The following is a 17267-nucleotide window of genomic DNA, read 5'->3' as shown; positions in this document are numbered from 1 at the left end:
TCGTTCGTTTCTAATCGTCGAAATAACGATGGTAGTCTCGTGCCGCATTGAAAATGCGGATCAGTTCCACGCCTGCGCCTTCCGGCATCGGATCGTAGATGATGATTGAGTCCAGAACTGGAACATCCTGATGCTTGGATATTTCGGAAAGCGCTGTAGGTTGAGAAGCGGGTTTCAGCAAAGATTTGATATCGCCTTTCCAATTCTACCGACACGAGATCAATACAGCACCACGCCGCGGATGCTTTGACCGGAATGCATGAGTTCGAAGCCCTTGTTGATGTCTTCGAGCGGCATCGTATGGGTGATCATCGGATCGATCTGGATCTTGCCTTGCATGTACCAGTCGACGATCTTCGGCACGTCGGTGCGGCCGCGCGCGCCGCCAAAGGCGGTGCCCATCCAGCTGCGGCCGGTGACCAGCTGGAACGGGCGGGTGGAGATTTCCTGGCCGGCACCGGCCACCCCGATGACGACCGACTTGCCCCAGCCGCGATGGCTGGCTTCCAGCGCCTGGCGCATCACCTTGGTGTTGCCGGTGCAGTCGAAGGTGTAGTCGGCGCCGCCGATCTGGTCGGCGCCACGCTTCGTCATGTTGACGAGATAGGGCACGATGTCGTCGCCGACCTCCTTGGGATTGACGAAATGCGTCATGCCAAACTTTTCGCCCCACACCTTGCGGTCATTGTTGATGTCGACACCGATGATCATGTCGGCACCGGCAAGCTTCAGGCCCTGGAGAACGTTGAGGCCGATGCCGCCGAGGCCGAAGACGATCGCCGTGGCGCCGATCTCCACCTTGGCGGTGTTGATGACGGCGCCGATGCCGGTGGTGACGCCGCAGCCGATGTAGCAGATCTTGTCGAAGGGAGCGTCCGCATTGACCTTGGCAACGGCGATCTCGGGCAGCACCGTGTAATTGGCAAAGGTCGAGCAGCCCATGTAATGATGGATCTTGTCCTTGCCGATCGAAAAGCGGCTCGTGCCGTCCGGCATCAGCCCCTGGCCCTGAGTGGCGCGGATCGCCGTGCACAGATTGGTCTTGCGCGACAGGCAGGACGGGCATTCACGGCATTCCGGCGTGTAGAGCGGAATGACGTGGTCGCCCTTCTTGACCGAAGTGACGCCCAGGCCGACATCGACGACGATGCCGGCACCCTCATGGCCGAGGATTGCCGGAAACAGGCCCTCCGGATCGGCCCCAGACAGCGTGAAATCGTCCGTGTGGCAGATGCCGGTCGCCTTGACCTCGACCAGAACCTCGCCGGCCCGCGGGCCTTCCAGCTGCACGGTCATGACTTCCAGCGGTTTTCCAGCCTGAACGGCAACGGCGGCGCGAACGTCCATCGTCTGATCTCCTCGTGATTTTCCGGCGTAACTTGGCATGCCGGGCGACGGCGGCTCAAGCGAAAAGGAAAGGCGGCAACAACATTATTGCAAAATCAGCTACTTGCGACAACCAATTTGCTTAGAGCGTCAAAAGAGCTTTTCCGCCGAAAAAATAACTGCATAACCGTGAATGAGGATCGCAGCATAAAGACCGAAGGTGACCAGAAGGCGCTCGCCGGCCTTCATCTCCTCGAGCTTGTGGCGAGGCTTGAGGGATCCCGCGCCAATCATGCTGAGCAGGATGAAGACGGCGAGCGCTGCAGCCAGGATGCCGCTGGAAACGCCGACCTCCCAGCCGATGGCGAGAATGCAGGCCGTAATGGCAAAGCTCGCTCCGATTAGCGAGCGCGGTGTTCTAAAGATCTGCCGCAAGACCTGGCCACCGTCGAACCTTTGCATTGGCAGAAGATTGAGGAGGTTGAAAGCGCCGAGGATGAGCAGGAAGATCAATAGCGGGCCGCGGAATTGCTCCGACAGCAGCCCATGTGCCGCAATGTTATCCCCGGCAATCAGGATAGGCACGAAGAAGGCCGAGATGCCAGGTCCCATCAGCGCACAGGTGGCAACCTCGAAATGGCTCTTGTAGGGTCTGCCGCCAATCGCGATGCCGCCGAGGAGCGGCACGAAGATCATGCGCACGGATTCATGTCCGAAAGTCCGGTAGGCGGCGAGATGCCCGAGCTCGTGCAGAGCGATGACCAGGGTAAGAAATGTCGAGATCATCAGCCCGTACGTCGTCAGTCCGAAGAACGGCCAAAGCAAAAACGTCGAGACTGCAGCCAGTCCGCATTGAAACGTGGGACGTTCGAAATATCCCTGCGGAACCGATGCACCGGTTTCAAGCCAACCTTCGAGCGCACGCAGCTCGCGGCGCAGCATGACATATCGGAAAAGAAGGAAGGCGAGGCCGCGGTAACGATCCGTCTGCGTAATTTCGATCTCGGCGCCGTCGGGCAGCCGGCGCACGATCCTGCTTTCGCTGAAATCCCGCCAGAAGGCCAAATCAAGCGTGCTGTCGTCAGCGATACGCGAACGAAAGCCGCGTCCGCCGGCGGCCGGCAACGGCTCCAAAGCCAGCAAGCGGCGCAAAGGTGCGCCGTCGCGGTCCAAATGGCTGTAGATCTGCTCGACGATGCCTGTGCGGTTCTTGAGCGGCTTGCTGCTGATGACGGAATGGTGCCAGTCAGCGTCGGTGCCGGCGGGATCGATCGCTCTCCACAGCTCCTCCGGCGGTCTCTGGAATGTCCGCGTCAGGCGAATGGTGCGCACGCCGAGTGGTATGCGCATGAGCAGCCAGAGGAGGCCAAGATTGATGAAAAGCAGCAGGGCGGCAGATTGCAGCGCCGTCATTCGTGTCTCCGAGGCCCCAGCCACAAGACGAAAACGCCACATACTAGGCTACAAGACCTTAACAAATGCGAAGTCGCGCAAGCTGCGGCGCAGACGGACCTGTGCCAATCCGGATCAGGCGAATTCCAGGATCACGGCATCGACGGCGAGGCTCTCGCCAGGCTTCGCATTGATCTTGCCGACGACCAAATCACGTTCGGCGCGCAGCACATTCTCCATCTTCATAGCTTCCACGACGGCAAGTGTCTCACCGGCCTTTACCTCCTGGCCTTCCGCGACGGCGATCGAAATCACCAGCCCCGGCATCGGGCAAAGCAGCAGCTTCGAGGTATCCGGCGGGAGCTTGACCGGCATCAGGCAATCGAGCTCGGCGTGGCGCGGCGTAAAAACCGTGGCGCGGATCGCAAGGCCTTGCCAGTCGATGCGCATGCCGTTCAGAACCGGCCGGATCTGGGCCGTCACCGCCCGTCCGCCGATTGCCCCGTTCCAGACTGGTGCACCGGGTCGCCAATCGGTGACAACATGGATCTTTTCTCCCGCTGCTTCCATCTCCATGTCGAACGGGATGGTCACCAGTCCGTCGGCAAGTCTCACCGGCACATAGGCCGTGTCGATCTTCACGACCCATTCCTCGCGAAGATTACCGTCCGAAGCGCGCAACCGGTCGATATGGCGTTCGCGGCGATTGGCTTCGATCAGCGCCGTGGATAGCGCTACGGCCGCAAGCAGCGCCTCCTCCCGCTGATCCGGGGCCATCGGCGCAAAGCCGTCCGGATATTCCTCGGCAATGAAACCAGTCGAAAGTCTGCCCTCGCGCCAGCGCGGGTGCTTCATCAATGCCGAGAGGAACGGCAGATTATGCGCGATGCCGTCAACCACGAAACCGTCGAGTGCCTGGCCCATGGCCTCGATCGCTGCCGAACGGTCCGGCGCCCAGGCGCAAAGCTTGGCGATCATCGGATCGTAATACATCGAGATTTCGGCGCCTTCGAAGACACCGGTATCGTTGCGGACGATCGTGCTGCCGTGCCAGCCTTCCGCGGGCGGGCGGTAACGCGTCAGGCGGCCGATCGACGGCAGGAAGTTGCGATAGGGATCTTCGGCGTAGAGGCGACTTTCGATCGCCCAGCCATTCAGCCTAATGTCCTTCTGGTTGAAGGGAAGCGTTTTGCCCGCGGCAACCCGGATCATCTGCTCCACGAGGTCGATCCCGGTCACCAGCTCCGTCACCGGATGCTCGACCTGCAGCCGCGTGTTCATTTCGAGGAAATAGAAATTGCGGTCGCGGTCGACGATGAATTCTACCGTTCCTGCGCTTTGATAATCGACGGCCTTCGCCAGTGCGACGGACTGCTTGCCCATCGCCTGTCTGGTCTTTTCGTCGAGGAAGGGCGAGGGTGCCTCTTCGACGACCTTCTGGTTCCGCCGCTGGATCGAGCATTCGCGCTCGCCGAGATAGACGGTATTGCCGTGCGCATCCGCCAGCACCTGGATTTCAATATGGCGCGGATCGACAATGTATTTCTCGATGAAGACGCGATCGTCGCCGAAAGAACTTCTTGCCTCCGAGCGGGCACGGTCGAAACCGTCGCGGACTTCCGCCTCGTTCCAGGCGATACGCATGCCCTTGCCGCCGCCGCCGGCCGAAGCCTTGATCATCACGGGATAGCCGATCTCGCCGGCGATCTTCTCGGCATGCGCTGCATCCTTGATGACGCCGAGATAGCCCGGCACCGTTGAAACCTTGGCGGCATTGGCGAACTTCTTCGATTCGATCTTGTCGCCCATCGCCCTGATGGCCTTCGGTTTCGGCCCGATGAAGACGATACCCTCCCTTTCGAGGGCCTCGCAAAAGGAGGCCCGTTCGGAAAGGAAGCCGTAGCCGGGGTGAACAGCTTCCGCGCCGGTCTCCTTGCAGACGGCGATGATCTTTTCGGCGACGAGATAGCTCTCGGCTGCCGCCGCCGGGCCTATATGCACTGCCTCATCAGCCATCTCGACATGAAGGGCATCGCGGTCTGCGTCCGAATAGACCGCGACCGTTGCAATACCCATGCGGCGTGCAGTCTTGATCACGCGGCAAGCGATCTCGCCGCGGTTCGCGATCAGGATTTTCTTGAACATGCAGACTCCACCCGAAAAATGCGTCCAGAAGTTCTACGCAGAAACGCCGGGACGCACAATCGTGCGAAATCTGACGGTGGGGAAGGTACCTGTCCTAACGCAAGTCACGCAACGGCTTGTTCGTCGTCCACGATCCGCAGCCAGCGGCTGGTGCGCAGTTCGGCGTAATCCCGAAGCTGGAGCGCCTGGAGGATCTCAGCCCAGCGGGGATGATTGGCGGAAGGCAGCGTTTCCGCTTCGATCCGGCGCAAGACGCTATAGGTGAGATGCGAAACTGGAATCACACCGCCCTCGCAGATGTTCCGCAGCACGCGCATCACGAAATCGATGTCCTGGCGGGCGATGCCTTTGCGGTCCACTGCACGCGACAGCTTGTAGCCGCCAACATCGTCGGTAATCGCAAGGCGCAGCTGATCGAGCGCAAAGGCGCGCAGCTCGTCCGGTACATGGGAGGAAATCTCCATGATGTGCAGTATGAGTTCCAGTTCGAGCGACGAATTGATGACGCCGTCGGTCGCGAACATGCGCATGATCCAGGCGACATTGATCTCGTCCAGCGAGCCCTGCGGATAGCTGTAGTTTACAATGAAACCGGCGAGTTCTTCCAGAAAGAAGGCGCTCCATTCCGGGCATTTTTCAGGACAGGAATTGTTCAGCGCAAGCATGACAACGACGTCGTCGGCCTTCCGTACGCCGTGCGGAAAGCTGTGCTTGCGCAAGAGGCTGATATCGTCGGCGGCCAGCCGATGCTTTCCCGCGATCACGCATGCCGGAAAAGCGAGTCGGAATTCGCTCATCTTTCATCTCCAGACTTCGTCATGAAGCCAGAAATGATTTTAGCCCGGCGGAATTGAAGAACCCTCAACGACAAGGGTTAATCGACTACGCAGGTGTTTGCGATGATTTTAGCGATCTTGACTGAACGCGTTCGCGCCAGATGATGAAGAGGCCGGACGCGACGATGATAAAAATGCCGATCCATTTGGAAAAATTGGGAAAATCGTTGAACACGACATATCCGAGCACGGTCGCCGAAATGATCTCGAAATATTGGAACGGGGCAAGCAGCGACAGTGGCGCAAGGCGGAATGCCCTGACGATCAGCATATGCGCATAGCCGGAGATAGTGCCGAGGACGAGCAGCAGGACGAGGCCCAATACCGACGAAGGAAGCGACATTTCGAAATCGGGCATTGAAAGCGCATTTCCGCCCAGGAGCGTGGCCCCCATGAAGAGCATTCCACCAATTCCGGCCAAGGTCTGCATCGTTAACGGCGAATCGGCTTCACCGATTGCCCGGTTGAGAAAGAGATAGAGCGAGAAAAGGAAGGCACAAAGCACTGGCAGCAGCGCCTTCAGGCCGAAGATTTCGTAGCTCGGCTGGATGACGATCATCGCGCCTGCGAAGCCGACGACGATCGCCGCCCACCGCCGCCAACCGACCTTGTCGCCGAGGAAGAGCGCCGAAAGAGCCGTCAGCATGAATGGTTCCACGAAATAGATCGCGAAGACATCCGCGAGCGGCATGTATTTGACCGCGACGAAGAAGAGCAGGCTGGCTGCGCCATGCAAGGCGCCCCGCAGCAGGTTCATCCATGGTCGCTTTGCCGAAAGGGCCTTCCAGCGGAAGACGGCAAGCAGGATAGGAAGCGTGCAGGCGACCTGAAAGAAGAAGCGATAGAATGTCACCTGTCCCGGTGACATAGCCTCGAAGGTCGCCATGTATTTGGCGATCGCATCCATGGCGGGCAGGACGACCATGGCGCCGGCCATGATGACCATGCCTTGAAGCGGATTATACGGAGATTGTTCTTGGGACATGTTGCAGGCTTTCGGGAACGAAGCCATCAACCACAGGAATGCATGCCGATCAATATCGACTAGAGTTCGCCCACCGTTTTGCCGAAGACCGATTCGAAGGCTTCGCGCAGGCGGATATCCACATCCGCCATCATCACCGGCAGGCCGAGATCGACAAGGCTTGTCACGCCGTAGGCAGAAATCCCGCAGGGTACGATGCCGGTAAAATGGTCGAGGTCGGGATCGACATTGAGCGACAAGCCGTGAAACGTCACCCATCTACGAAGCCGGATGCCGAGCGCGGCAATCTTGTCCTCGCTCATGCTGCCGTCCGGAAGATGCGGTTTCTCCGGCCGGCTTACCCAAACGCCGACGCGGTCCTCGCGCCGCTCGCCGCGTACGTTCATCGAATCGAGCGTAAGGATTACCACTTCTTCAAGCGCCACGACGAAGGCGCGGACATCCTGCCGCCGGCGTTTGAGATCAAGCATCACATAGGCAACGCGCTGGCCGGGGCCATGATACGTATATTCGCCGCCGCGGCCGGTCGCAAAAACCGGAAAACGGTCCGGCTGCACAAGGTCCTTCGCATTGGCGCTGGTGCCTGCCGTGTAGAGGGGCGGATGCTCGACGAGCCAGACAAGCTCGTCGCCCCCCTCGGCGATCACGGCCACCTCGCGCTCCATCGTCTCGACGGCTTCGCTATAAGGAATGAGACCATCGGAGATGCGCCAACGCACGGGCTTTGAGCCTTCGAGCGGAAACATCGAGAACTGTAGATCGGTGCGCAGCATAGACTTCCCTCGCCGCACGGCGATCACAGGCGGCAGACCGCCTATATGGCCCCGTTTGACGGGCAATTCAAATGCTGTGATTTGTTTTGCAAAAATCTGCCATATCGCCCTTGTGCACCCCAAATGCTTTTGCTACATGCTGCCCCGCCGACGCAAATCGGCACCTACCACGATGCGGTCGTGGCGGAATTGGTAGACGCGCAGCGTTGAGGTCGCTGTGGGGCAACCCGTGGAAGTTCGAGTCTTCTCGACCGCACCATTCTCTTCCGGAGAAATTCTTAGATCGTCTCATCTCGCCGGCGACATGAAAAATGGGCCGGTTCCGGTCCCTTTTCGTTTGCGGCATGCTCGAACGGTTCGACAGGCCTTGATTTTCAGGGACTTCAATCCTCGTCCGATAGATGCGAATCAACACCGATCGTTTCCAGCCGGTTGCGGATATGGTGGACGCCATCAACTGAAAGGGCACCGAGTTCGACCTTCCGGGCCATTCCGATGGTCTCGACGGCGCCTTCCAGCGTTACGGTGTGGCCGTCGGCATGAACATCGATGCTGTCGAGGTTCAGATCCGGGATGTTTTCCAGGTTCTCCGTCACGCGCGCTTCGAGGTCATCGCTTTCATCGCGATGGATCGTATCGGCCCTGAGCGAATCCTTGAGCCGGTTTTCGTTTCCGTCTTCGTCCGTGCCGTCAACGCGAAAGCCGCTGTTAGGATCGCGGTCGAAGTTTGCAGGCGTTTCGCCGTAGGCTCGATTTTGCGGTTCAGGCGATCGCGCACCTGCTTCGTCGGAGTAGGGCCAGCCCTCGTCAAGATTGCGTTCTTCGTAATCGCGATAATCGTCTTCGCGCGAAAAGGTGGTCTTGTCGTCCTTCTTTGGCATAGTCATTCTCCCTCAGGCGTTACCTTGATCGAAGAACGCTCGTGGTCCGGAATGGTTCGCCAAAGTTTCGTGAAATCACGGCGCCGCTTTTTCCCATTTCCGGATCAGGCGGTCGCGCTTCAGCTTCGACAGGCGCTGAAGCCAGAAAATTCCGTCAAGCTGGTCGACCTCGTGCTGGATGCAAATCGCCAGGAAGCCATCGGCATGCTCTTCATGCTGGACACCGTTGATGTCCTGGTAGCGGAAACGGACTGCGCGGGGCCTCGTCACCTCGTCGGTCACGCCTGGCATCGACACGCTTCCTTCGGTCTGGCGCATGAGTTCATCCGAAACCGAAATGATATCGGGGTTGATAAAGGTCCGAACTCCGTCCACCTTGTTGAGTTCGATCACGACCACCCGCAGGAAGACGCCGACATGGGCGGCCGTAATGCCGACGCCGCGTGCAACGCGCATCGTCTCCAGCAGATCGTCAGCAAGCCGACGCAGTGCCCAATCGAAGACCGTCACCGGTTCGCAGATCGTCTTCAGGCCGGGATGCGGATAGCGAAGAATGGGACGAATGGCCATCGGCGGCGGTCCTTGTTTGCTGGCGCGCGAAAACTATCGGCAAGACGGCGCATTGTCATCTGCGCGATGCGCTTTGGCGCTAGACGGCACCGAGCATTTCGGTTAGCAGAGGCTGGAATTCGGGCGGGCCGAGAGCGCAGGCGGAGTTCATTTATCCGCTTGTTGACAATGCTTTTTCAGCCGCCATTCTCGAATGCGGCGCGACAGTCGTTAATCTTGGAATGCGAGGACGGCAGATGACGGAAAACGGAGAAGACGACCGCATCCGCAGACGTCCGGACGACGAAGGAGCCGACATCTACGACGAGGACGGCAATGTCCGCAGCGACTTTCTGGCGCTTGTCGGCGCTGCCATCGCCGACCGGGATACGATTTTTCTCCGGCAGAACGTCGCGCGTCTTCACGAGTCCGAAATAGGCGACCTGCTGGAATCGATCCAGCCGGATCAGCGCCTGGCACTTGTCCGCCTCCTCGGCGACGATTTTGACATGACGGCGCTGACGGAGGTCGATGAAACGATCCGTCGCGAAATCGTCGATCAGATACCGAACGAGCAGATTGCCGCTGCAATCGGGGAGCTCGATTCGGACGACGCTGTCTACATTCTCGAGGACCTGGACAAGGAAGACCGGGAAGAAATTCTGGCGCAGCTGCCGTTCACCGAGCGGGTGCGCCTGCGTAGGGCACTGGACTACCCGGAAAGCTCTGCCGGCCGCCGCATGCAGACGGAATTCGTGGCGGTGCCGCCCTTCTGGACTGTCGGTCAGACGATCGACTATATGCGCGAAGAGGAGGACCTGCCTTATTCCTTCACGCAGATCTTCGTTATCGACCCGACCTTCAAGCTGCTCGGCGCCGTCGATCTCGACCAGATTCTCCGCACCAAGCGGCAGACAAAAATCGAAGCGATCATGCGCGAGACGACCCATCCTATTCCAGCCGAGATGGACCAGGAAGAGGCGGCGCAGCTCTTCGAGCAATACGACCTTCTCTCAGCCGCCGTCGTGGACGAGAACGACCGTCTTGTCGGTGTTCTTACCATCGACGATGTCGTCGACGTCATTCACGAGGAAGCGGATGAGGACATCAAACGCCTCGGCGGCGTCGGAGACGAAGAGCTGTCCGACAATGTCTTATCGACCGTCCGCTCGCGCTTCCTCTGGCTGATGATCAATCTCGGCACGGCGATGCTTTCGGCCAGTGTAATCGGCCTCTTCGACGCATCGATCGAGAAAATGATCGCGCTTGCCGTACTGATGCCAATCGTGGCCTCCATGGGAGGCAATGCCGGCACGCAGACGATGACCGTCACCGTGCGCGCGCTCGCGACCCGCGACCTCGACATATACAATGCCGGCCGCATCATCCGCAGGGAGGCGGGCGTCGGGATCATGAACGGCATCGTCTTTGCCAGCATCATGGGCACGATTGCCGGCACGTGGTTCCACGACTACCAGCTTGGTATGGTCATCGGCGCCGCCATGATCATCAACCTGGTGGCGGCAGCGCTGGCGGGCATTCTTTTGCCGCTTCTTCTGGATAAGGTCGGCGCGGACCCAGCTATTGCGTCGTCCGTTTTCGTAACCACCGTCACTGACTGCACGGGCTTCTTCGCTTTCCTCGGTATCGCCACCTGGTGGTTCGGCATCTGAGCCGGATTTGCCGAAATTGACTATTACGTAAAAGTCAATATTATGGGCTACGAGAGTGGGAAGCCAATGCCAGTGAACAAGTACTATAGCATAACGGAGCTGACGCGCGAATTCGGAGTGTCGACGCGCACGCTTCGCTTCTACGAAGACGAGGGCCTGATCCATCCGGAACGCCGCGGGCGCACGCGCCTCTTTCGTCCGGCCGACCGGCGCCTGATCCAGGAAATCCTGCGCGGTCGCCGCATCGGCTTCACGATTGCGGAGATTCGCGAGATCATTCAGGTCTATAAGGACCCGCCTGGGGAACTCGGTCAGCTCAAGCTTTTGATGAAACGTGTCGATGAAAAGCGGGAAGACCTGCGCAAGAAGCGCAAGGACATCGACGACACGCTGACGGAGCTCGACAATATCGAAGAGGCCTGCCTCGGCCGGCTCGCCGAAATCGGCGTGGGCACCTGAGCGTCAGATCCAGCGTCTGGTCCTTCTGCAATAGCTTTCGAAATCACAGCCGAAGCTGGCCTGCAGGTGTCTTTCCTCGCGCCGGATCGCGACAAAGGTGGTGACGATCGCCGCAAAGACCGCTGCGGCCTAGAACCAGCTGTTTGCCGTCATGAGGCCGAAGGCAACCGTTGCAAGCGTGTAGCCGAGATAGATCGGATTGCGCGTCTAGCGGAACGGTCCGCGGGTGACGAGATGGGCTGTTTCGCGATGCGGCATGATCGTCGTCCCGCTCTCCAGCAGGGTCTTTATCGCCCATATGTCGAGCCCGACGGCTGCGACGGTGAGCGCTGCGCCTATGATCCAGCCAAAGGCGGTATGCATCCGGGGTACCGGAGGCCCTGCGATTTCGCCGAGCAGGAAAGCGCAGACAAAAGCGAGGCCGTATAGAACCGGCGGCCACGGAAATTGCAGCGGCTTAGAACGATAGGCATTCATCGAACCACCACCTTCATTGCGCTTCGGTGCTGCACTCCAATGCGATACGCTGTACCCTTTCATCTTTATCCGCCTGGATTGCGCCGGACTGGAGTGGCGTGAACAGGTTCTCACCCTGCAATCTTTCGAGCGTGCATTGGCAGAAGCTGCGGCAAAGCGCTTCGCCTTCCTGGACGACGCAGGAGGACTGGCATTGCTGCATGTAGGTCTGCACGGGATCCGGCTTGGCGGGCGGGACGGCGATCGAAAGCGCATAGGCGAGCGAGATCAGGATCGGCTGGTGGATCAGGTAGATTGCGAGGCTGTGGCGGCCAGCTTTTGCGAGCAGAGTGGAGCCGGTGCCAAACCTTGCGAGCCATTCCGCCCAGCCCTGCTTCAGCGCTATGCTCGAAACGCCCATGCCGATGAGAAAGGGCCCGATCCAGGGTAGAACCGGCACATAATCGTTCGATCGCGGAACCGCTTGGGATAGGCCCACCCACCAAAGCCATGGCGTATCGAAGAATGAAGAGCGCAGATAGAGCGGGGCGATGACGGCCGCAACGCCGGCGGCGATCGTTATAATCCCGGGCATGCGCAGGAAGAGAAGGCCAATGACGCTTGCCGCTGCGATACTGTGCAGAATGCCGAAAAATATCGCGCCCTGCGGCATCGCAATTGCCGTCGCGGCCGTGATAAGAGCCGCGGCTGAAACGATCATGCCAAGCCGCCGGAGATAGGCCTGGCGCCTGATGCTTGGAGTGCCGGCAAGCATCAGGCTGACACCGGCGAGGAAGAGGAATGTCGAGGCGATCGCGCGGGCATAGATCTTCAGCCAGCCAGCCTCCGCGGTGCCGCGCGCCAGATAGCCCATGAACTCCATATCCCAGGTGAAGTGGTAGGTCGCCATGGCAACCAGGGCCGCGCCACGCGCCGTATCGAGCAGGCCGATGCGCGGCGGTCGGGAGGACGCACCGTTTTCGTTCGTCGAAATAGCCATCACAATCCCCCGGACAAATCACTTCCGCCATCTGGCGGCATATCGCGGCGAATAGCAGAAAGGTGGAGAATTGATGGCGGGTTGGCATCCATGATCGCCAGCCGCGCCTCCGAAAAGAACTGCCTGCGCGTGAGCACCACGACGATGATCGCCGTCGTCGCCATGAAAACGTAAGCGTTCACGAACCATCCGAGATAACCGATCGACAGGAAGATCGCGCGAAGGCCTTCATTGAAATGACCGCCGGCAATCACGTTCATGCGGATGACCCGTTCGGCGGCGCGCTCGGCGGCGATGATATCGGTCTCGCTGTCGCGCACCATTGGGATCGAGCCGAAGAGGATGCTGCAGTAGTTGAAGAGCCTGTAAGACCAGCCAAACTTGAAGAAGGCGTATGCAAAAAGCGCCGTCAGCCCGCCGACCTTGAGTTCGAAGCTCGCGGTGCCGCTGCTGAATACATAAGGCAGATCGGCGAAGATCGCATTTACCTTGTCCGTCGCGCCGAGCAGTGCAAAGCAGCTGCCGATCGCGAACATTGAGGTCGACGCAAAGAAGGCCGTGCCGTTCTGGAGCCCGGCCATGATCTGCGTGTCGATCATCTTCAGGTCGCGGCGCAGCGAATTATAGATCCATTCGCGCCGCCGTTCGGTCATGGCATGGGTGAGGCTCGTGCGGCCGAAGAATGTCCTGCCGCGCAGCAGCCAGGAATAGCCGAGCCACAGAATGGCGAAGAAAGCCAGTGCGATATAATCCGCAACCGTCAGCATCAATGTTACAATCCTGCATTCGACGCCGCCACTCTACAGATGCAATTGCATGCTGCAATGATTGGCAAGACGCGCCCTTCGTTTTAGTGTCGCGCCAATTAAACGCGATGTCGGTTCGTCGCGAGTGACGGAATAGCCTTTTGGATAGTCTGGCTGAAGATTTTCACAGGAAGCTGGCATGTTCCTTTCGGTATTCGACGTTTTCAAGATCGGCATCGGCCCGTCGAGCTCGCATACGATGGGGCCGATGTCGGCTGCCAACCGCTTCCTCGACCTGATCCTTTCGAGCGAATGGCCACGTCCGTCCTCTGGCGCGCAGGTTGCCTCGATCAAGGTCAGCCTGCACGGCTCGCTTGCGCATACCGGTATCGGCCACGGGACGGGCAGGGCGGTCGTTCTTGGCCTGATGGGCGAGAAGCCCGACAGCGTCGATCCAGACAAGATGGACGGAATCATCGACCAGGTGGAGCGCTCGGGCCGCATCACGCCGCCCGGCCACCCGGCCTATTTCTTCATGCCGAAGAACGATCTGGTCTTCGACAAGAAGCAGCCCTTGCCGGGCCACGCAAACGGCATGTCCTTCTGCGCCTATGACAGGGACGAACGCCTGCTCCTGAAACGCGTCTACTATTCCGTCGGCGGCGGTTTCGTTGTCACCGATACCGAGCTCGAGCAGATGCGCGCCAAGAAGAGGGCCGTCGCGGGTGCGACCAAGGTTCCCTATCCCTTCGCCACCGCCAAGCAGATGCTGGAAATGGCGGAGCGCTCCGGCCTCAGCATCGCGCAGATGAAGCGCGCCAATGAGGAGAGCCAGCGCAGCCGTGAGGAGCTCGACGAAGGTCTCGATCGTATCTGGGAAGCCATGCGCGCCTGTATCGAGCGCGGCCTCAAGGTCGACGGCGTCATGCCGGGCGGTTTGAACGTCCGGCGCCGTGCAAGGAAGATCCATGACAAGCTGCAGGAGGAGTGGAGGAGTAACCGCATCAATCCGCTGCTCGCCAACGACTGGCTGAGTGTCTATGCCATGGCCGTCAACGAGGAGAATGCGGCCGGCGGCCGCGTGGTGACCGCGCCCACGAACGGTGCAGCGGGGGTTATTCCCGCAACGATCCGCTATTACGAGCATTTCCACGAGGATTGGGATCAGAACGGCATCCGCGACTATCTCCTGACTGCGGCTGCCGTCGGCGGCATCATCAAGCACAACGCCTCGATTTCCGGCGCCGAAGTGGGCTGTCAGGGCGAGGTCGGTTCTGCGGCTGCGATGGCGGCTGCGGGACTTGCCGCGGTGATGGGCGGCACGCCCGCCCAGATCGAGAATGCGGCGGAAATCGCGCTGGAACACCATCTCGGCATGACCTGCGACCCGGTGGCCGGTCTCGTCCAGGTGCCGTGCATCGAACGCAATGCGCTCGGTGCCGTCAAGGCCGTTACCGCCGCCTCGCTTGCCGTCAAAGGCGACGGCCAGCATTTCGTGCCCCTCGACGCCTGCATCGAGACGATGCGCCAGACGGGCTACGATATGAGCGAGAAATACAAGGAAACTTCGACAGGGGGTCTCGCTGTCAACGTCGTCGAATGCTGAGCCTGTGGACTTGCGACCCTTAGTCGCTTGACGCTGCCGGCCAAAAGGATTTCAACGACGGCATGGCATTGCATCTGATCAAATTATGCGTCGGCGCGGACTCGATAGACGATTTGCGCGAATGGGTGGCGGAGCGTTCGCTGCGGGCGATTGCGGCTGGCCTCGAGCCGCATTCCGTTCACACGACGCGCATGGTTCCGAAACGGGTCCCCGAATTGCTTGACGGCGGCTCACTCTATTGGGTCATCAAGGGGCAGGTGCAAGCGCGCCAGAAGCTCTTGGATATCCAGACCTTCACGGACAGTGAAGGGATCGGCCGGTGCCACCTGGTTCTTGGGCCGGAAGTGATCGAAACTGCCGTGCAGCCGAAGCGCGCCTTCCAGGGCTGGCGCTATTATCCGGAAGAAGACGTGCCGCGGGATATCACGACGCTTGGAGAGGGTGTTGCCGAGATGCCCGCGGATTTGCGCCGCGAGCTGTCGGAGCTTGGATTGCTCTAACCTCAGCGCAGCCGCAGCATGACTGGCGATTTGCCGTCCGGGCAGGTGACGTGCAAGTGAATGTTGGCTTCCGGCTGCGAGTAGCGCCAGGCGCGCGCGCCGTGGCAGAGGAGCAGATTGATGAGATCCTTGGTCTTAGCCGATTTTGCTCTCGGCCGGTGCAGGCCGATCTCAGCAAGCCGGAGCGCTGCCTCGTGCAGCGGGTGGAGGCCGAACCGCGCCGGCCTGCCTGAACTGCGGGGCGGAAAACCCGTTACATTTCCATTGGTCGCCATAATCATCCCCGTACGCATTACAAATCGAGGTTATGAACTGTAGCCGGCGCCGCAAACACCGATTCCGGCCGTGAACGGCGCCGTCAGGAATGCTGGCGGCACCGTATCTCTCATTGGGCTGCCGCCCAGCACTTGACGCCTGCGCGCTTGAGCGCCTTGCAGGCATTTACGGCTTCGCGCTGGTCGTCGAAGCCGCCAAAGCGGGCGCGATAGACCTGATCGCCGCCGTTTGCAAAGGCGACTGCGAAGGGCTTTGCGGAGCTCAAAGCCTTGCCGCCCTTGCTCTTTGCATTCTCCAGCAGATCCATCGCCATTTCGCGGCTCGACGACACGCCGATCTGAACGACCCAGCCGCTCGGCCCCTGATCGTCAACCGGAGCCGGTTTTGCGGCAGCGGCGGCAGGCCCCACCGAGGCGGTCGTGAGAGCATCGACTGGATTGCCGGCGGGCTCCTCCGGCGGCATGTAGGCAGGGGCCGGAGAGGGGACCGCAACGGAGGCTTGCTTGAAGCTCTTGGTCTTCACCTTGGTCGGAGCCGGAATTTCGGTCTTCTGTTCGGCAACGAGCGGGTTTTCGGATTTGGCAGCAGGAGCGTCAGTATAGGCGACGGCAGCGGACGCTACCTCATAGCGCGCATCCGGCGTCGGGCCCTTGCGCGGCAGGTCGACATCGGCGGCCGCGACAGGAATTTCAGCCGCAGAAGCAGCCGGTGACGGAACCGGAGTGGGCGCCGTCTGCGCAATCAGGTTCGAGCCGCCGCGCGTGGAAGCCTTCGGAAGATAGGTGGCGATCAGCTTGCGCATCTGCCCATCGCGGGCAGGCGTGGAGGTGCCACCCATGACGACACCAACGATCGACTTGCCGTCGGCCTGCACTGAACTCACAAGATTGAAACCAGCAGCCCGGGTATAGCCGGTCTTGATGCCATCGACGCCGCGCACCGAACCGACAAGGCGGTTGTGGCTGCGAATGACGCGTTTGCCGAACTTGAAGCTGCGCGTGGAGAAGTAGCTGTAATATTGCGGAAAATGCTGGCGAAGTGCGATACCGAGGCGGGCCTGATCGCGTGCGGTGGTCATCTGTGCCGTGTTTGGCAGGCCGTTGGCATTGCGATAGGTAGTACGGGTCATGCCGAGCGCATGGGCCTTGGCGGTCATCGTCTGCGCGAACCGGCTTTCGCTGCCGGCAAGCAATTCGCCAAGGGCGGTTGCCGCGTCATTGGCGGAGAGTGTCACAAGGCCAAGGATACCCTGCTCGACGCTAATCGAACTGCCGGCCTTAACGCCGAGCTTGGTCGGAGCCTGAGATGAAGCGTAAGCCGAGAAGGGGACACGCGTGTCGAGACGGATGCGACCCTGTTCAAGCGCCTCGAAGACCATATAGAGCGTCATCATCTTCGTCAGCGACGCCGGATATTGCAGGCGATCGGCATTCTCGCTGTAGAGAACGTTGCCGGACTTCGCATCGACGACAATGCCCGCATATTTCGAATTTGCGGCTTCTGCTTCGGCCGTGGCCGACTCAACGAGGAAAGCCGTTGTTGCGATCGCGATCGCCGCTAACATCTTCACCAGGAAATTGCCGGATCGTGGCGATGATACGAAGGATATTGACCTTGACACTATTTCACTCTTCGCTTGCATTTTCAAATATCGGCCTACACAC

General features: G+C 60.0%; 17 protein-coding genes, 1 tRNA gene and 1 pseudogene. 5 read left to right on the top strand and 14 right to left on the bottom strand.

Annotated elements, in window-relative coordinates; genetic code table 11:
* Positions 1-10: 10 nt before the first annotated feature.
* The 7 genes from RGR602_RS37055 to lipB form a co-directional block, all read right to left on the bottom strand.
* Positions 11-181, bottom strand: coding sequence for a hypothetical protein (locus RGR602_RS37055; protein WP_166677441.1), 171 nt, complete (start codon positions 179-181; stop codon positions 11-13).
* A gap of 38 nt (positions 182-219) precedes the next feature.
* Positions 220-1347, bottom strand: a complete 1128-nt coding sequence (locus RGR602_RS10010; RefSeq protein WP_039844975.1) for an S-(hydroxymethyl)glutathione dehydrogenase/class III alcohol dehydrogenase — start codon at positions 1345-1347, stop codon at positions 220-222.
* A 129-nt stretch (positions 1348-1476) separates the two neighbouring features.
* Positions 1477-2739 (bottom strand): zinc metalloprotease, encoded by a 1263-nt coding sequence (locus tag RGR602_RS10005; RefSeq protein WP_039844974.1) that lies wholly within the window; start codon positions 2737-2739, stop codon positions 1477-1479.
* Between the two features lie 114 nt (positions 2740-2853).
* On the bottom strand, positions 2854-4863 hold the full coding sequence (locus RGR602_RS10000) for an acetyl-CoA carboxylase biotin carboxylase subunit (RefSeq protein WP_039844973.1): 2010 nt from the start codon (positions 4861-4863) through the stop codon (positions 2854-2856).
* A 104-nt stretch (positions 4864-4967) separates the two neighbouring features.
* Positions 4968-5660 (bottom strand): hypothetical protein, encoded by a 693-nt coding sequence (locus RGR602_RS09995; protein WP_039844972.1) that lies wholly within the window; start codon positions 5658-5660, stop codon positions 4968-4970.
* 85 nt (positions 5661-5745) lie between these two features.
* Positions 5746-6684, bottom strand: a complete 939-nt coding sequence (locus tag RGR602_RS09990; protein WP_039844971.1) for a DMT family transporter — start codon at positions 6682-6684, stop codon at positions 5746-5748.
* A 59-nt stretch (positions 6685-6743) separates the two neighbouring features.
* On the bottom strand, positions 6744-7457 hold the full coding sequence (lipB, locus tag RGR602_RS09985; RefSeq protein WP_039844970.1) for a lipoyl(octanoyl) transferase LipB: 714 nt from the start codon (positions 7455-7457) through the stop codon (positions 6744-6746).
* Between the two features lie 174 nt (positions 7458-7631).
* On the opposite strand from lipB, the gene RGR602_RS09980 reads away from it, so the two are divergent.
* Positions 7632-7716: transfer RNA gene (locus RGR602_RS09980), tRNA-Leu, on the top strand.
* A 124-nt stretch (positions 7717-7840) separates the two neighbouring features.
* On the opposite strand, the gene RGR602_RS09975 is transcribed toward RGR602_RS09980, so the two are convergent.
* Together RGR602_RS09975 and RGR602_RS09970 are read right to left on the bottom strand one after the other, a co-directional pair.
* A complete protein-coding gene (locus tag RGR602_RS09975) occupies positions 7841-8338 on the bottom strand; it encodes a BON domain-containing protein (RefSeq protein ID WP_039844969.1) in 498 nt (165 codons plus the stop codon).
* 75 nt (positions 8339-8413) lie between these two features.
* Entirely contained in the window at positions 8414-8908 is a 495-nt protein-coding gene (locus tag RGR602_RS09970; protein WP_039844968.1) for a peptide deformylase, read from the bottom strand.
* Between the two features lie 236 nt (positions 8909-9144).
* On the opposite strand from RGR602_RS09970, the gene mgtE reads away from it, so the two are divergent.
* Positions 9145-10560 carry a magnesium transporter gene (mgtE, locus tag RGR602_RS09965; RefSeq protein WP_039844967.1) on the top strand — a complete coding sequence of 472 codons (1416 nt, stop codon included), beginning with the start codon at positions 9145-9147 and terminating at the stop codon, positions 10558-10560.
* A 66-nt stretch (positions 10561-10626) separates the two neighbouring features.
* Positions 10627-11019, top strand: a complete 393-nt coding sequence (locus RGR602_RS09960) for a MerR family transcriptional regulator (protein ID WP_022715690.1) — start codon at positions 10627-10629, stop codon at positions 11017-11019.
* A gap of 3 nt (positions 11020-11022) precedes the next feature.
* On the opposite strand, the pseudogene RGR602_RS09955 reads toward RGR602_RS09960, so the two are convergent.
* The 3 genes and pseudogenes from RGR602_RS09955 to RGR602_RS09945 form a co-directional block, all read right to left on the bottom strand.
* Positions 11023-11496 (bottom strand): annotated as a pseudogene (locus RGR602_RS09955) (methyltransferase family protein).
* Between the two features lie 13 nt (positions 11497-11509).
* Complete coding sequence (locus RGR602_RS09950) at positions 11510-12475, bottom strand: heparan-alpha-glucosaminide N-acetyltransferase (RefSeq protein WP_039844966.1); 966 nt, start codon at positions 12473-12475, stop codon at positions 11510-11512.
* Positions 12475-13239, bottom strand: coding sequence for a DUF599 domain-containing protein (locus RGR602_RS09945; protein WP_039846766.1), 765 nt, complete (start codon positions 13237-13239; stop codon positions 12475-12477). The genes RGR602_RS09950 and RGR602_RS09945 overlap by 1 nt, the downstream gene beginning before the upstream one ends.
* 181 nt (positions 13240-13420) lie before the next feature.
* Here RGR602_RS09945 and RGR602_RS09940 point away from each other — a divergent pair, with 181 nt between their 5' ends.
* Positions 13421-14827, top strand: coding sequence for an L-serine ammonia-lyase (locus tag RGR602_RS09940; RefSeq protein ID WP_039844965.1), 1407 nt, complete (start codon positions 13421-13423; stop codon positions 14825-14827).
* A gap of 62 nt (positions 14828-14889) precedes the next feature.
* Entirely contained in the window at positions 14890-15327 is a 438-nt protein-coding gene (locus RGR602_RS09935) for a DUF1489 family protein (protein WP_039844964.1), read from the top strand.
* A gap of 2 nt (positions 15328-15329) precedes the next feature.
* Here the strand turns inward: RGR602_RS09935 and RGR602_RS09930 are convergent, their stop codons facing one another.
* Both RGR602_RS09930 and RGR602_RS09925 read right to left on the bottom strand, forming a co-directional pair.
* Entirely contained in the window at positions 15330-15602 is a 273-nt protein-coding gene (locus RGR602_RS09930) for a hypothetical protein (protein WP_039846765.1), read from the bottom strand.
* A gap of 110 nt (positions 15603-15712) precedes the next feature.
* Positions 15713-17245 carry a D-alanyl-D-alanine carboxypeptidase gene (locus RGR602_RS09925; RefSeq protein WP_039844963.1) on the bottom strand — a complete coding sequence of 511 codons (1533 nt, stop codon included), beginning with the start codon at positions 17243-17245 and terminating at the stop codon, positions 15713-15715.
* Positions 17246-17267 lie beyond the last annotated feature (22 nt).

This window comes from Rhizobium gallicum bv. gallicum R602sp (assembly GCF_000816845.1).
GTDB classification, from domain to species: domain Bacteria; phylum Pseudomonadota; class Alphaproteobacteria; order Rhizobiales; family Rhizobiaceae; genus Rhizobium; species Rhizobium gallicum.
This window is presented reverse-complemented; position numbering and strand designations above follow the sequence as displayed.

Excerpts from the sequence above, each read along its gene's own strand:
- RGR602_RS09930 (WP_039846765.1), bottom strand. The coding sequence starts at position 15,602 with ATGGCGACCAATGGAAATGTAACGGGTTTTCCGCCCCGCAGTTCAGGC.
- RGR602_RS10010 (WP_039844975.1), bottom strand. The coding sequence starts at position 1,347 with ATGGACGTTCGCGCCGCCGTTGCCGTTCAGGCTGGAAAACCGCTGGAA.
- mgtE (WP_039844967.1), top strand. The coding sequence starts at position 9,145 with ATGACGGAAAACGGAGAAGACGACCGCATCCGCAGACGTCCGGACGAC.
- RGR602_RS09925 (WP_039844963.1), bottom strand. The coding sequence starts at position 17,245 with ATGCAAGCGAAGAGTGAAATAGTGTCAAGGTCAATATCCTTCGTATCA.
- RGR602_RS10000 (WP_039844973.1), bottom strand. The coding sequence starts at position 4,863 with ATGTTCAAGAAAATCCTGATCGCGAACCGCGGCGAGATCGCTTGCCGC.
- RGR602_RS09995 (WP_039844972.1), bottom strand. The coding sequence starts at position 5,660 with ATGAGCGAATTCCGACTCGCTTTTCCGGCATGCGTGATCGCGGGAAAG.
- lipB (WP_039844970.1), bottom strand. The coding sequence starts at position 7,457 with ATGCTGCGCACCGATCTACAGTTCTCGATGTTTCCGCTCGAAGGCTCA.
- RGR602_RS09950 (WP_039844966.1), bottom strand. The coding sequence starts at position 12,475 with ATGGCTATTTCGACGAACGAAAACGGTGCGTCCTCCCGACCGCCGCGC.
- RGR602_RS09970 (WP_039844968.1), bottom strand. The coding sequence starts at position 8,908 with ATGGCCATTCGTCCCATTCTTCGCTATCCGCATCCCGGCCTGAAGACG.
- RGR602_RS09960 (WP_022715690.1), top strand. The coding sequence starts at position 10,627 with ATGCCAGTGAACAAGTACTATAGCATAACGGAGCTGACGCGCGAATTC.
- RGR602_RS09940 (WP_039844965.1), top strand. The coding sequence starts at position 13,421 with ATGTTCCTTTCGGTATTCGACGTTTTCAAGATCGGCATCGGCCCGTCG.
- RGR602_RS10005 (WP_039844974.1), bottom strand. The coding sequence starts at position 2,739 with ATGACGGCGCTGCAATCTGCCGCCCTGCTGCTTTTCATCAATCTTGGC.
- RGR602_RS09990 (WP_039844971.1), bottom strand. The coding sequence starts at position 6,684 with ATGTCCCAAGAACAATCTCCGTATAATCCGCTTCAAGGCATGGTCATC.
- RGR602_RS09935 (WP_039844964.1), top strand. The coding sequence starts at position 14,890 with ATGGCATTGCATCTGATCAAATTATGCGTCGGCGCGGACTCGATAGAC.
- RGR602_RS09975 (WP_039844969.1), bottom strand. The coding sequence starts at position 8,338 with ATGCCAAAGAAGGACGACAAGACCACCTTTTCGCGCGAAGACGATTAT.